This is a genomic window from Butyrivibrio sp. AE3006 (genome assembly GCF_000424165.1).
In the GTDB taxonomy this organism is placed as follows: domain Bacteria; phylum Bacillota; class Clostridia; order Lachnospirales; family Lachnospiraceae; genus Butyrivibrio.
Genome location: NZ_AUJJ01000001.1, coordinates 1 through 15384 on the forward strand (window position 1 = coordinate 1; position 15384 = coordinate 15384).

General features: G+C 42.4%; 10 protein-coding genes. 9 read left to right on the forward strand and 1 reads right to left on the reverse strand.

Annotation, left to right across the window (positions count from 1 at the left end; translation table 11 throughout):
- Positions 1-190: 190 nt before the first annotated feature.
- The gene (locus G603_RS0100005; RefSeq protein ID WP_026668907.1) at positions 191-2674 is read right to left on the reverse strand and encodes a glycoside hydrolase family 3 protein; all 2484 of its coding nucleotides are present in this window, start codon (positions 2672-2674) and stop codon (positions 191-193) included.
- Between the two features lie 888 nt (positions 2675-3562).
- Between G603_RS0100005 and G603_RS0100010 the strand changes: the two genes are divergently transcribed.
- The 9 genes from G603_RS0100010 to G603_RS0100050 all read left to right on the forward strand — a co-directional run bounded on the left by G603_RS0100010 (position 3563) and on the right by G603_RS0100050 (position 15336).
- Positions 3563-5755 carry an ATP-dependent helicase gene (locus G603_RS0100010; protein ID WP_026668908.1) on the forward strand — a complete coding sequence of 731 codons (2193 nt, stop codon included), beginning with the start codon at positions 3563-3565 and terminating at the stop codon, positions 5753-5755.
- 67 nt (positions 5756-5822) lie between these two features.
- Positions 5823-6866, forward strand: coding sequence for a lysylphosphatidylglycerol synthase transmembrane domain-containing protein (locus tag G603_RS0100015; protein ID WP_026668909.1), 1044 nt, complete (start codon positions 5823-5825; stop codon positions 6864-6866).
- Positions 6845-7558, forward strand: a complete 714-nt coding sequence (locus G603_RS0100020; RefSeq protein ID WP_242829671.1) for a CDP-alcohol phosphatidyltransferase family protein — start codon at positions 6845-6847, stop codon at positions 7556-7558. The genes G603_RS0100015 and G603_RS0100020 overlap by 22 nt, the downstream gene beginning before the upstream one ends.
- The gene (locus G603_RS0100025) at positions 7555-8370 is read left to right on the forward strand and encodes a phosphatidylserine decarboxylase (RefSeq protein WP_026668910.1); all 816 of its coding nucleotides are present in this window, start codon (positions 7555-7557) and stop codon (positions 8368-8370) included. The genes G603_RS0100020 and G603_RS0100025 overlap by 4 nt, the downstream gene beginning before the upstream one ends.
- 19 nt (positions 8371-8389) lie before the next feature.
- Positions 8390-8998, forward strand: a complete 609-nt coding sequence (locus G603_RS0100030) for a hypothetical protein (RefSeq protein ID WP_026668911.1) — start codon at positions 8390-8392, stop codon at positions 8996-8998.
- Positions 8999-9025: 27 nt separating this feature from the next.
- Positions 9026-11068, forward strand: coding sequence for a TaqI-like C-terminal specificity domain-containing protein (locus G603_RS18615; protein ID WP_051207281.1), 2043 nt, complete (start codon positions 9026-9028; stop codon positions 11066-11068).
- A 72-nt stretch (positions 11069-11140) separates the two neighbouring features.
- Positions 11141-12289: a PAS domain-containing sensor histidine kinase gene (locus G603_RS0100040; RefSeq protein ID WP_026668912.1), complete on the forward strand. Its 1149-nt coding sequence runs from the start codon at positions 11141-11143 to the stop codon at positions 12287-12289.
- On the forward strand, positions 12279-13319 hold the full coding sequence (locus G603_RS18620) for an FAD:protein FMN transferase (protein ID WP_051207284.1): 1041 nt from the start codon (positions 12279-12281) through the stop codon (positions 13317-13319). Before G603_RS0100040 ends, G603_RS18620 begins: the two co-directional genes overlap by 11 nt.
- Before the next feature lie 217 nt (positions 13320-13536).
- A complete protein-coding gene (locus G603_RS0100050) occupies positions 13537-15336 on the forward strand; it encodes a methyl-accepting chemotaxis protein (RefSeq protein ID WP_026668913.1) in 1800 nt (599 codons plus the stop codon).
- Positions 15337-15384: the final 48 nt, after the last annotated feature.

A 15384-nucleotide genomic window follows, 5' to 3' on the forward strand; every position in this document is an offset into this window, starting at 1 on the left:
CAATCTGAAATAAAAAATGGTAAAACGCCCTGATTTATAGTATTATAAGAATTGGTTTGATTGTTCATGGTAATATTTTACCATGAAAAAAGAGAAGTAATTGGCTGTTTCCAGCTATTACTTCTCTTTTTTTCATGGGCTTATTATTTCACAGCCCCTTTTTGTTGTTCTATCAGGTTGTGGAATTGTCTTAGGTTGTAAGCTGCAGGATCATTGAGAGCATTCTGCGGCAGCAGGCATCAAGGGCTTCCATGGACAGTGACAGGTCTTTTTTCGCATCGAGGGCATCGAGGATTTCCTGAATGTCGGATTTATTTCCAGGCATGATAAGGTCGTTCCCGGCTTCAATACACTTACTTGCCGCAGATCCTCCATTTGCATTTGTGGTAAGCCAGTCGGTCATTATGATACCGGAAAAGCCCCATTCATTTCTTGCGGTGGTAGTGCAAAGGTCGTAGCTGTTAGCTGTGTGGACGCCGTTAACCTTGTTATACGATGTCATTATGGCTTTGGGATCAGCCTCTTTTACTGCGATTTCAAAGCCTTTTAAATAGATTTCTCTAAGGGCACGTTCTGATACGATGCTCGATACACCGCGCCTGTTTTCTTCCTGATTATTGCAGGCAAAATGCTTGATTGTAACTGCACAATTCTTGTGAGATTCAACTCCTTTTGTAATAGCACAAGCCATGAGTCCGCTTACTACCGGGCCCTCCGAATAGTACTCAAAGTTCCTTCCGCAGAGAGGATTTCTGTGGATATTCATTCCCGGTGCAAGCCAGAGCTGAACTCCCATTTCTTCCATCTCTGTACCTATAAGGTCTCCAATCTCTTCCATGAGAGATACATCAAAGGTCTGGGCAAGGAGAGTTCCTACAGGAATGGCTGTGCAGAACATATAGTGATCTTCGCCTTCAGGGTGCAGGAATTCCTTTCCGAAAATACGATTTTCCAAGGTTTCATAGCGGTTCATCATGTAGATAGAACCATCCTCAGGATTAACCTGATAATGCTTTTGAAGTCTTATGCCTGCAGGACCGTCTGCCAGTATCAGGTGACCAATGCCAAGGTGCTCAAGTCCGTTGAAGGTTTCTCCTGCTGCCCCGGGAATTGTCATGGCAGCAGAGCCTATTATCTCACCGCTCATAACACTTGGCTGTCCGCAGACAAGTCTTGCCTTTTCCTCAGTTGTCATTTTCGAAAGAGCTTCCTTGACCTTAGCTTCAAAAGGGAGAGGTCTCTTTTTTAGATTATCTCTGTAAAGTCTGTCTTTTTCGATGTAGGAAGAAACGGCTTTTTCGATATTGATTTCGTTTTCTGCAACCGGCGCTTCTGCGGATTCTGATGGCTCAATTTCTGAAAGCGAATCTAGAAGAGGGCAGATTGGACTATGGGTTGAAAGAACGGTTCTTTCCTGCAAAACTAAAGCATGCTCACAGCTCTTTTTAAGGAAGCCTTCTGCATCACAGATCTGCATCTCAAGGATATATTTTCCTGCATCAAGGTAATATTGTGATCTGGCTGTATGGTATGACGCCAGAAGATAGCAGGAAAAGGTCAGCGTAAGTGTTTCTGTTTCTCCGGGGTTAAGGAGCTTTGTTTTTGCAAAGGCCACAAGCCTCTTATTTTCCTTATGACGTTCGCCCTTTGGAAGGTAGCTGTATAAATGAACTACCTCTTTTCCTGCGGTATTGCCGGTGTTAGTAACCTTGCAGCTCACGATTATTTTGTCTTCACTGATTTGGATATCTGTCTGCTTCAGTTCAAAGGTTGTGTAGGATAAACCAAAGCCAAAGGGGTATCTTGGATTAATATCGAAGCTGTCAAAGTAACGGTAGCCCACATAGATGCCCTCTGCGTATTTTTCTTCTATGACATTACCGTTGTTGTGACTAAAGTCGGCGCTTCCCGGATAATCAAGATAGTTCATGGCCCAGGTATCAGTCAGCTTACCGCAGGGATTAACGTCTCCCTTTAGAACATCTGCCAAAGCATTTCCACCCTCCATACCTGCCTGAGACATTAGAACAAGGGCGGAGATATTAAGCTCATCCATAAAGGACAGGTCAATTATTCCGCCTACATTAAGTATTACGATGGTCTTGCTATAAAGCGTAGTAATGGTCTTTAGGCTTTCAAGTTCATCCTCTGAGAGCTCGTAATCATCCGGCACATTTTTTCTGTCAGCGCCTTCACCTGATATTCTGCTAATTACATAGATTGCAATGTCGGTATCTTTCTTGATAATGGGATCGCCCTTTGGCATAACCATGGGATTAGACGCATGAGCACTATAAAGTCCGCCAAAATCACCGGGGGCTCCTGCAAGGTCATAGATTTTTTGCATCCATGCATTTCGGCTTGATTCATACTCTGCATCGTAGGCTTGCAGCCAGTCTATATTTAGGATATCAAAGCCTGCAGCTTCAAGTCCTTCCGTGATGCTGACATTGCTGCGGTTATTAACCATTCCTGAACCCGTACCACCCTTAACCGTGTATGAAGCGCCACCGCCATAAAGTGCGATCTTTTCACCATCTTTTAGTGGCAATACTCCGTCGTTTTTTAGTAAAACCATACCCTCAGCTGCAGCTTTTCTTGCTATTTTTATAGAGGTAATTTCTCTATCTGTTATTTCAAGTGAAGTTGTTCCTGGATAATTTCGCTGACTCATTTGTAATTCCCCCATATTTGACTTAGTGCGATGCTTATATTTTACCATAGGGCAGGCCAGCAAGCATGCTTTCTGACCTGGGGGATAAGGATGATCCGTGTCGCTACGGTAAGGGGCAAGCGGTTGTATTTTCACCTATGATACGTACGAAAATCTCCACCGGAAGGTATGCCCTCTTGCCTTCGCTCCCACACCACTGTAGTATACTGTTGTATGTGATTTTTCCATGTTTGAACAGCGTGATTGTAAGAGATAAGATCAGTGTTATTTATGAGGTGATGGTTAATTTTTAAAAATTCACTCTATGAATATGAAAATTCACTTTACGAATTTAAAAATTCACTCTACAGCGTGGTCGAAAATCAAATTTCTACGGGATGGCTTAAAAAAGGTTCTGCACAGAAATGGAAGTGCTATAGGAAGCATGAATTACTGTGACAGGGTGCTTTTACAGAGGAAAACCCTGAAGCGGAGGTGATCTCCGTAAATTACATCGAAATAGGTTGAAGGCAGGAGCTGCGCGGTAATGGGAAGAATTGGAAATTTATGAAATTACATCGCAGAAGCTATTCTATAAGCGCTGCGCGGTAAAAGCGAGTCAGGATTACATCGAAATGACATTAGGACAGGCGCAGCGATGTAATGTAAAGGGCTTGGAAAGGAGAAATTACATCGCGGAAGCTATTCTATGAGCGCTGCGCGGTAAAAGCGAGTCAGGATTACATCGAAATGACATTAGGACAGGCGCGGCGATGTAATGTAAAGAATTTGAACGAGATCAGTCAATGGTTCCAAAAGGATGAATGAAGACTCAAAATCAAGAAATGGTTGAAATCTCAAAAACAAAGGGATGCGGTCTCGGAAGTTTGGGGCATATGGAAATAATAAATGAACGAAAATGATTTTTATGAACGATACTTAAAACACCTAAGCAGTCAGCAGCTTGAAGCGGTAAAGACCACAGAGGGGCCTGTACTGCTGCTTGCGGTGCCAGGAAGCGGTAAGACTACGGTTCTTGTGAACAGGCTTGGATACATGCTTTATTGCAAGAGGATAGAGCCGGAGCACATTCTGACCCTAACCTATACGGTTGCTGCCACAAAGGACATGGCAGAGCGTTTTAAGTCCATATTTGGAGAAGATGTTTCCACGTCCCTTGAATTCAGGACTATCAACGGAATCTGCGCCAAGATAATTCAGCACTACGGCAGGTTGATTGGCAAAAAGCCCTACGATCTTGTAACAGATGAAAAGCTGACGGGTAAGATTCTCTCAGACATATACCTCAAGGTGGAGGGAGACTACCCCACAGAAAGTGATATCAAGGGTGTAAGGACCCTTATTACGTACTGTAAAAATATGCTGCTGACGGATGATGAAATAAAGAACCTTGAGAGCGACTCTGATATTGATATTTATCCAATTTATGAAGCCTATAACTCAGAGCTTAAAAGGCGTGGCCTTATGGACTACGACGATCAGATGGTCTACGCCTACAGAATGCTCAAGGGCTCCCCTGATCTTTTGAAATTTTATCAGGATAAATACAGATATATCTGTGTTGATGAAGCCCAGGATACATCAAAGGTCCAGCACATGATAATAGGCCTGCTGTCAGGGAAAGACGGAAATCTTTTCATGGTGGGAGATGAGGATCAGAGTATATACGGCTTTAGGGCAGCTTACCCCGAAGCGCTCCTTAATTTTGAAAAGGATCATTCTGCGGCAAAGGTCCTTATAATGGATCAGAATTTCAGGTCCAATGCTGCGATAGTGTCGGCTGCAGATACCTTTATCAGGCACAATCAGCTCCGCCATGATAAGCGTATGAGACCTACCAGGGAAAAGGCTCAGGACATAAACTATATCCAGCTAAACAGCAGGCGGAATCAGTACAATTATCTTGCCAAGGTTGCAGCAGATGTAACCTGCCAGACTGCTGTTTTGTACAGGGATAATGAGAGCATAATACCGCTTGTGGATGTCCTAGAGCGGCAGGGTATTTCCTATCGCATAAGGAATGCTGACCTTGCTTTTTTTACCCACAGAGTAGTGCTGGACATTGAGAGCATCTTTAGGTTATGCATGGATCCCTATGATGAAGACAGCTTCATGAGGATATATTTTAAGTGCCAGACCTATCTGAAAAAAGCAGAGGCCGAGAGATTGTGCAGGCTTGCATCAAATGGTGAGCTGCCGATTCTTGATGCGGTTGAAGAGACTGAGATGCTTAATGCCCATGTGAAGGCAAAATGCAGAGCACTTCGCACTCATCTTTCAAACATGCGTTACGAAGAGCCCTTCAAAGCTCTGAATCGAATTGAGAAATTCATGGGCTATGGTGAATACTTAGAGAACAATCGCATAGATACAGGAAAGCTTTCTATCCTTAAAATGATCGCAGGAAATGAAAGCACAATTGACGGCTTTATGAGAAGGCTTTCAGAACTGCAGGATATTTTCAGAGATAAGGAAACTGATTACAGGCAGAATTTCATACTCTCAACAATCCATTCAAGTAAAGGTCTTGAATATGATGAGGTCTATCTGATGGATACCTGTGACGGCGTTTTCCCAAGCGAAGTAATCAGTACAAAAGCCTTTACCACTCCCCAGGAAGTGCGAGACTTTGAGGAGGAGCGCAGGATTTTCTATGTGGGTATGACAAGAGCCAGAAACAGGCTGAACATCCTTACTTACAATGACGAGGATTCCACTTTTGTAAGAGAGATATCATCAGATCCTGATAAGGCCGGAAATGATGTTAACAAGTCAGGTGAGGGCAGCAGAAATAATAGCCATGAAAAATCCAAAGCTTCCATATCTAAAGCCTCAATCAAAAAGACTCTTAGAACAAATAATTACGCGCAGAAGAAGGCTCCTTCCAAGACCGTAGATGTACCAACAGAGCTTATCATAGGCCAGAGAATATCACAGCCAAGGTATGGTGAGGGCTACGTAACAGACGTGGATCTTGATGAGTTTGACATGCCGCTTAAATTCCATGTGGAATTCGATGACGGGCAGGATAGGATATTTTTGTATCCTTATGCTTTTGAGTCAGGGATGAAGCTAATTTAGCACTCCAACAGGCAGGTAAAGTGTAGTAATATATAGTTATATAAAAGAAAGGTGGCTCCCCAGTCAGATGGCAAAGCAGGATTGTTCTGTTTACAAAAAAATATTCTGGATGCTGTTTTCCACTTTGCTGGCAGGGGTTACAGTGTGGGCAATATTTAAGCAGAGCAGAAGTCTGTCCATCGAGCAGCTTTTTAATGTGATGATAGATGGCAAAAAGCCATATCTGATCATATCCATAGCCTGTGCTGCGGCTTACGTGGTACTTGAAGGCGTTGCCATTTGCTCGATACTTAAGGGGATTTCTTATAAAAGAAGTCTTAGAAAGGGAATCCTTTACAGTACATCTGATGTGTACTTTTCAGCAATCACACCATCAGCCACAGGAGGTCAGCCTGCCAGTGCTTATTTCATGCACAAAGATGGAATTCCGGCAGGGGTTGTATCTGCTACGCTTATTCTTAATCTGATGATGTACACGGCTGCGATAGTTTTTCTTGGGATCATTGCAGTGATAATGCATCCCGGTTTTTTCAGGGACTTTGAGACTCTGTCCAGAGTGCTGATAGTTATTGGATTTGTAGTTCTTACCGGACTTACGATTTTTTTCTTTATGGTGCTAAAGAAAAGTGATAATGTTTTTGCTTTTATCAAACGCATTGTCATGTATTTGTGTAAGAAAAAGATTATTCATAACAGCGAGCATGCTCTTAGCAAAATCGAAAACATGCATAAGGATTATAAAAACTGTGCAAAGCTCTTTGCGGGCAAAAATGGGATTCTTCGAAAAGCCTTTGCATGGAATGTTCTTCAGAGAGCATCCCAGATAGCAGTTCCTATGTTTATGCATCTGTGCATTGGTGGTAACAACAGAGATTCTGTTACGCTTTTTGCCAAGCAGTGTCTTATTACGATTGGCTATAATTTTGTTCCGATACCCGGTGCTATGGGTGTTGCGGACTATTTGATGATAGATGGGTTTTCAAATATAATGACCCACGAAGCCGCACTACAGCTTGATATGTTAAGCCGTGGAATAACCTTTTACTTTTGTGTTACAATAAGCGGGCTAGTAACTCTTGGAGGATATTTATGGACAAAGAAAAAAAGATGATAGGCGTATATGACTACACAGTTATTCTCACCTATCTTTCAACTGTTTCCGGAGCAATAGGCATAATCATTACTATGACCGGAATCGGACATCCTTATGGCGGAACGCTTTTTCTTATGATTTCCGGACTTCTGGATGCCTTTGACGGAAGGGTTGCCAGAACTAAAAAAAACAGAAGTGATTTTGAGAAGGAATTTGGTGCTCAGATAGATTCGCTTTCTGATCTGATTTGTTTTGGTGTACTTCCGGCTTCGATCGGAATAGCCCAGCTTCGTGTAAACGGAGCCTTTAAGGATGTAATAAGAGGCAGCATGAATACAGCTAAAGGATGGCTTGTTGTAATTCTTTTATCAATCGCAGCTTTCTACATTCTTTCAGCACTTGTAAGACTTGCGTATTTTAATTCCACAGCGGCAGAGAGAGCAGAGCAGAAGGAAAAGCTTGGGGTAGAATATTTTACCGGACTTCCTGTTACAGCAGCTGCACTTATTTTTCCGCTGACACTTATAATCCATTATTTCACAAGAGCAGACCTTACATTTTTCTATTTCTGGATGCTGTTTCTTGTGGGTATGCTGTTTATCGGTAACTTCAAAATTCCCAAGCCTGGTCTCAAAGTGATTTGCATCGGCGTGGCAATAGGGCTTCTTGAGTTTATAGCTAATATTTTTATTCTTATTGAGAATCTATGAATGGATTAGATTTTTTATACAAAACGAATATTGGCAGAATTATCCTAAAGCCCCTTACACTTAAGCCCTTATCCGAGCTTTCCGGTCGTATCCTTGATTCGAGGCCATCGATGCTGCTTATTAAGCCTTTTGCAGAAGCCAACGGAATTCGGATAGAGGACTATATTCTTGATGATGTAAGGAGCTTCAACGACTTTTTCTGCAGGAAAATAAAAAGTGAGCTGCGGCCTTTAAGCCCCAGAGAGAATGCTGTTATAGCGCCCTGCGACGGACTGCTTAAAGTAAACAGAATCACAAACGGAATGGTCTTTAGTGTAAAGCAGAGCACCTTTACGATTCGAAGCCTCCTTAGAGACAAAAAGCTGGCTGAAGAATTTGAAGGCGGATACTGCTTTGTATACAGGCTGTGTGTTAATCATTATCACAGATATATCTATTTTACTGACGGTATGAAAAAAGCAGATCGCAGGATACGGGGCTTTTATCACACCGTAAGACCTGTTGCTCTTGAAGAGTTCCCGGTATTTACAGAGAACAGCAGGCAATACTCCATTATTGACTCTAAGGAGCTTGGCCGCTGCGTCCAGATGGAAGTGGGGGCAATGCTGGTTGGCAGAATTGTCAATGAGAAGCCCATTGCAGGAAGAGTTTATCGGGGTGAAGAAAAGGGCCATTTTGAATATGGTGGTTCCACCATTATAGTGCTTGTTCCCAAGGACAAAATAAAACTAAGAGAAGAGATCAAAGTAAAATCCGCAAAGGGCGAAGAGTTCCCCATTAAGATGGGAGAGGTCGTTGCGGAAACAGTTTAAAATTGAATGAGAGGTTTTTATGAATTCTAAGATTATTATTGAAGCTATTGGTTATATTGGTTCAGCGCTGGTGCTTATATCATTTCTTATGGTATCTGTCTACAAGCTGAGAGTTGTAAACTCCATCGGAAGCTTGTTCTGCGTTATTTACGGTCTTATCATCCACGCATTTCCTACAGTAGTAATGAACGTAGCACTTATCGCCATCAACGTTTACTATCTGTCCAAGATGTTAAAGCCCACTGAGAAGAACTACGATCTTGTAAGGGTTAACGGAGAAGAGGGACTTACAGGCTTCATAATCAACCACTACAAGGAAGACATTGCAAAATGCTTCCCAGGTATATCAATGGACTTTAAAAAGGCCAACTGCGGCTTTGTTGTCTGTCACGAAGGTAAGCCTGTTGGAGTGCTTCTTGGCGAGCTGAAAAACTACGATCTTGACATAATGCTTGATTATTCAATCCCTGAATACAGAGATTTTTCAATAGGCAAGTTCCTTATGAGCAATCTGGCACCTGAAGGAATTGACAGACTTATCTATCGCGGCGCTGATGAGAATCACAAGGATTATCTGAAGAAGACCGGCTTTGAACAAAAGGACGGCTACTACGAGAAAAAGCTTTGAAAATTATCTTAATGTGAGGAACAGTGCATGCTTACATTGACTCAGGTTTGCAGGGAATTATCCATCTCTCCTGCCACAGGGCGAAACTGGATAAAGCTTGGTAAAATCAAGGCCGAAGGAAAACGTGGAAAGGCTTACATGTTTTCTGAGGATTATGTGAGATGCCTAAAAGAAGAACTTGCAAACGGCAGCAGGTCTTCTCTAAAAAGCAGACGAAACAAGGTTTTCATTTCAGGGAAAGCCTTGTATCGTGACTATGCTTCTTCTAAATCAGTCAATCTCCCCAAAGTAGAAAACATAATAGAAAAGCTATCCGGAAAGGATGAATTCTCTAAAAGCGCTGAGCTTGTCATGAGAATTCTTCTTACGGACTGTGCATTAAAGCTCACACTGGACAGACTTGGTGCGGCATCTGAAAAAACAGAGGATGCAGGGCAGATAATAAAGAGATACCTTTCAGGTGAGCTTGATATAGGCCTGTACGCAGGTCTTATTGATGCGCTTATAAACGATAGAGGTGCCATGCTTTCTTATCTGTCAGAGCATGATGACCTCCCTTTTGAGGACTTTGTTTTTGAGCATGGAGAGGACATCCTTGGACTTTTATACATATCAGTAAAAAGCATAGGTCTTCGAAAAAAAGAGGGGGCATACTATACTCCCAACGCTGTTGTTAAGCGCCTTTTAGGTCACCTTTTTGAAGCGGCCCTTTTGATGGATGGTCTTGATAAAAAGATTCTGGATCCCTGCTGCGGAAGCGGTAACTTTTTGCTGCAGCTCCCTCCGGGCCTGCCTGTTGAGAATCTGTATGGATGCGACATAGACAGGATAAGCGTCCTTCTTGCAAGGATCAATCTGGCCCTTAAATACAAGAAGGCAGATGAGCGGTTTTGGGCAGAGCACATAACTGAGGCAGACTTTTTGGAAAGCGAAACAGATGGCGAGAGGTTTGATATCATCCTTGGAAACCCGCCCTGGGGCTATAGCTTCACGGATGATAGGAAAGAAGTATTAAGAGAGAATTTTGAATCCGGTAAAACCACTAATCCTGAATCCTGCGATCTGTTCTTGGAGCATGCGGTTAAGAGATTATCGCCGGAAGGCTTACTTTCCTTTGTTCTTCCTGAATCAGTTCTTACGGTAAAAGCACACGCCCCTATAAGAGCATTCCTTTTGAAAAACACAAGACTATCTCAGATGGAGTATTTGGGAGAGGTCTTTGACAGGGTTCAGTGCCCTTCTATAATCCTGCAGATCAGGAAAACTGAAGAAGCTAAGGAACCCCTTGATGAACTCTTTTTCCTAAAGGACAGACCAAAGATTTATGAAGGCGAAAACTGCTTTGTCATTAAGGGCAACAGGATGATAACAGATATCTGTTTTGATTTCCTTGTGCCTGACGAAGAGTATGCTCTTCTTGAAAAGCTGGATAACTTGCCAAGAGCAGAGAGACTAAAGGACAATGCCATCTTTGCGCTGGGTATTGTTACCGGTGCAAACAAGGAGATGCTTCAGACCAGAAAGACCGCCAAAAATGAGATAATTCTAAAGGGCCAGGACGTATTTAAATACAACTTCAGAATCCCAAAGTGCTATATCAATTACGCCCCTGATAAATGCCAGCAGGTTGCGAGGACAGAGTATTACAGAGCTGAAGAAAAACTCCTTTATCGCTTCATAGGGAATCGCCTTGTTTTTGCTTATGATGATAATCAGACTCTTTCTCTTAACAGCTGCAATGTTCTTATTCCGAAGATTCCGGAGCTGGATATAAAATACATACTCGCTGTTTTAAACAGCAGGATAGCGGAATACTATTTCAGGAAAAAATTCCGTTCTGTTAAGGTGCTTAGGTCTCATATCGAGCAGATACCTATCCCCGGTGTCAGCACCAGGATTCAGGAAGAAATAGCCGGTCTTGTTGACAGAATAATGCAGGCAGATTCTGAAGAAAAGGTAGTGTTCTATGATGAGCTGGATGCTCGCCTTGCTGAAATATATGACCTTACGGAAGCTGAATATGATATAATAAAAAGTGACCTATCTGACGAAAATGTATTTCTTTTATGACGAAAAAATGTGTTGTAATTTTGTATCATCTCATTAAATTGATGATTATCATATATCACAGAGGATTTAAGTATGGACAGAATTAAAGCAAATCTTTTTGAAATACTGGTAAATACCACTCAGGATTGTATTTTTTGGAAGGATACACAGCGTAGATTTGTCGGCGTGAATAAGGCATTTCTGAAATTCTATGGCTTCGATTCTGAAGAAGCTGTTATTGGCAAAACCGACGAGGATATGGGATGGCATCCGGATCCCCTTCCCTTCATGGAAGATGAGCTAAGAGTGCTCAGAGGCGAGAGTACCCATAACGTGCACGGACTGTGTATCGTAAAAGGTGAAGTAAGGACTATTATGGCCACCAAGACTCCTATTTACAGCGGAGATGAGATAATAGGTCTTGTGGGATCTTTTGTGGACATCACTGATGAGCAGCTAAGGATTGCCAAAATCGAGCGCTTAAGCCGCCTCAACGACAGACTTCTTGATAACGAAAAGCGTGCCAACAGGCGCATGTCTGAATTTTTATCCCGCATGAGTAATGAGATAAAAATGCCTATGAATGCTATTTCAGCCCTTTCATTTTTGGGCATGAATCAAACGGATGTAAGTATACTTAAAAGTGATATGCGAAAGATATACACATCCAGTCATTATATTGGCAGCCTTTTAAGTGACCTTCTTGATATTGATAAAATTGACGGAGGTAACCTTAATCTTGAACCCTCTGCCGCTTCTCTTGATGAGATTGTGGACGGAGTTGAAAATATCACCCGTGCACTGGCAGAGGATAAAAATGTAAATCTTATCATAAACAGAAATTATAAGGGTAATCCACAGGTTATGTGCGACCTTGGAAGAACCCAGCAGATGGTCATCAACCTGACTTCAAACGCTGTAAAATTCAGTGACAGGGATGATACTGTAGAACTTACTATCACAGCAGTTCGCACCAAAAAGTGCTATAAGATTACCTTTGTGGTAGTTGATGAAGGCTGTGGAATGAACACATCATTTATGCCAAGTCTGTTCATGCCATTTGCCCGTGAAAAGAGAAATCCCTCCAAGTATGGCGCAGGCACAGGCCTTGGTCTTGCTGTATCAAAGAGACTTGCAGGGCTCATGCATGGAGATATTACGGCAGAAAGTGAAGAAGGACTGGGAAGTACATTTACGGCAGAGATTGAGCTGCCTTTTGTACCTGAAATAGATGAAAACTAAATTTGACAGAAACAGATTGATTGTATCATTAGTCTCAGCAATCGTTCTTTTGATTTTCATGTTTATAGTTATTAAAAACAGACAAAATGCTACGGTCTCTTTTAACGAGACTGCTTTTGTCATGGGCACGGTTTTTCAGGTGAACCTAAGCTCACAAGGGAAAACTGAGGACCCTTCAGCAGAGCTTGTAAATATTGGTAACAGATTAGAAAAAGATACATTATCCTGGAGACTTGATTCATCCGAAGTGGCAGCGATAAATGCATCGGCAGGAGATCCGCAAGGCCATGAGCTTTCCCCGGAGATGGAGGCTGTCCTGACAGAATGTCTTAGGATTTCAGCTGAGAGTGACGGCGCTTTTGATATAACACTGGGGGCACTGACGAAGCTTTGGGATATCGACGGATGGGCTAACGGTGACAATAAAGGCGACTTTGTTCCACCCACTAAAAGCGAGATTGATGAGGCTTTATCCAATTGCGGCTATGAGAAGCTGCAGATTAAGGATCATCGTATTTATATGCCGGAAGGGATGAGTGTTGATCTTGGTGCTGTCGGAAAGGGTATCTATCTTGACAGCTGCAGGGATTATCTAAGTAGTGGAGATGAGTTAAGAGGTGTGATCCTTGCAGGTGGCAGCGTCCTTACTGCCGGCGAAAAAGAAAACGGCGATGACTGGAATGTGGGAATTACAAATCCATTTAGTGATGGAGAACTTATAGGATATATTCAGGTCGGACCATGGCAAAGCGTATCAACTTCAGGTTCCTACGAGCGTTTTGTAGAATATGAAGGGGAACGCTATCACCATATTCTTGATCCGGCAACAGGATATCCTGCTAAAAAGGGAAATGCCTCTGTTACTATAGTTGCAAAGTCAGGGCTTTTGTCAGATGCCTTATCAACAGCCTGCTTTATGCTGGATTCCGATGCGGCGGTAAGTCTCGCAAAGCGAATGGGGGCTGGGATATGCATTATAACTGATGATGGCTTGGTGAAAGGTGATATTGAACTAATCCATCAAAAATGAATAGATAATTTAACATATTACTCAAAAATGTGCGTAGTTTCGACAATATTTAGTAAAAGTTTATAGAATATTCATAAGTCGCTGAATGCAGATAACACCTGCGTTTAGCGGCTTTTTGTGTGTGACGGTTAATTGTATTTCACCAGTAAAAATGGTATATTCGCTTTAACGTAATTTCGTGTATAATTACGATTTTTACTGAAAGGAACTAGATGTTATGGAGAAAAAAAGAGGATCTTTGTTGTATGTTATAGCAGGCGTTTTTGTTATCGCCGTTGTAACAACAGGTGTGCTGATTGAAGCATTTTCGATTAATAGTACGATAGCAACCAATAATGAGCAGACGGAAGCCTATACGCAAAGACTTCTTGAGGATATTAAGACGGAACTTACAAATGAGACTCAGGAAGCTATGAGTGTTGCTCAGGTTATGTATGACAGATATCAGGCCGGTGAGATGACCATGGAGGAAGCTCAGAAGGAAGCGGCTGATATTATCAGAGAGATGAAATATAACGATGGAGCAGGCTATTTCTGGGTTGATACAGCAGAAGGTATAAATGTGGTTCTCCTTGGAAGAGATACAGAGGGTCAGTCCAGATGGGATGCAACAGACCCTAACGGAACCAAGTATATTCAGGAGATGATCCACAACGGTATGCAGGATGGCGGTGGTTTTACACAGCTTATGTTTGCTAAGCCTAATGAGACAGAACCCCTTCCTAAGCTTAATTACACAGCATATTTCCAGCCTTTCAACTGGGTAATGGGTACAGGTGTCTGGATTGATTATATTGACGAGCAGGTTGCTAATTATGAGACCCACGCTAAGGATGCTCTTACAAGCAGTATTATGAAGTCTATCGTACTTCTTGTAATACTTATTGTCATAGGGCTTGTTGCAGCAATCTATATGGCTAAGAGAATTACCACTCCCATTGTCATGGTTACCAATCAGATGGTTCGCATGTCAAACAGTGACTTTACTGAAAATAAAGAGATGGAGAAGGTTCGCAGTCTCAAGAACAAGAATAATGAGATCGGCCTTATTTCTTCAGCTCTTGATCTTATGCATACCAACATCAGAGATCTTATGATGAGAATCTCTGATACCACAGCTTATGTAGCTTCAGCATCTGAGGAGCTTTCAGCCAGCGCTTCACAGTCTGCACAGGCCAGTGAGATGGTTGCAAATTCCTGTACCAATGTTGCAAATTCCTGCTCCGGTCAGATTACTGCAGTTTCAGGTGCAAGTAATGAGACAAAGAGCTTTGTAAGCAATATGCAGGAGTTTGAGAGTGCTATCGTTCGTTCCAACGATATGATCAAGTCTACCAATGAAGCAGCAGCCAAGGGTGCAGCTGATATGACCAACGCCACCAATATGATGTCTACTATCAAGGATTCTGTAGAGAGTACAGCTGAGGTAGTTGACGGACTTGGTGAGAAGCTTAAAAATATCGATACCTTTGTTGATACGATTTCTGAGATCGCAAGCCAGACCAACCTTCTTTCACTTAATGCCAGCATTGAGGCAGCAAGAGCAGGCGAAATGGGTAAAGGCTTTGCCGTTGTTGCAAGTGAGATCAGTAAGCTTGCAGACGAGTCCAATCAGGCAGCAGCCAACATCACAGCTCTTATTGAAGATATCATGAAGAGCTCCGAGGACGCAGTTGAAGCCATGAGAGAAGGCGCTCAGAAGGTTGTTGATGGGACAGAGACAGTTAATGAAGCGGGCCAGACCTTTAATAATATCGTTGATATGGTTCATGCTATTGCTGATGAATCAAACAAGATGAGCGAGATAGTTGGAGAGCTTTCAAACGGCACAGATACTATTGCAAATAATATCCAGAGAATTGAGGAAATGAGCGTAACCGTAGCTGACGAGACTCAGAATGTTTCCGCAGCATCACAGCAGCAGACCGCTTCAACACACGAAGTTGCTGAGGCATCTGACAAGCTTGCTGAGAATGCACAGGATCTTCAGAATTTCGTTGCTAAGTTTGAACTTTGATCCATAGTGTAATTACAGATTGTAATGCATGGTGTAAAGAAAAAGAAT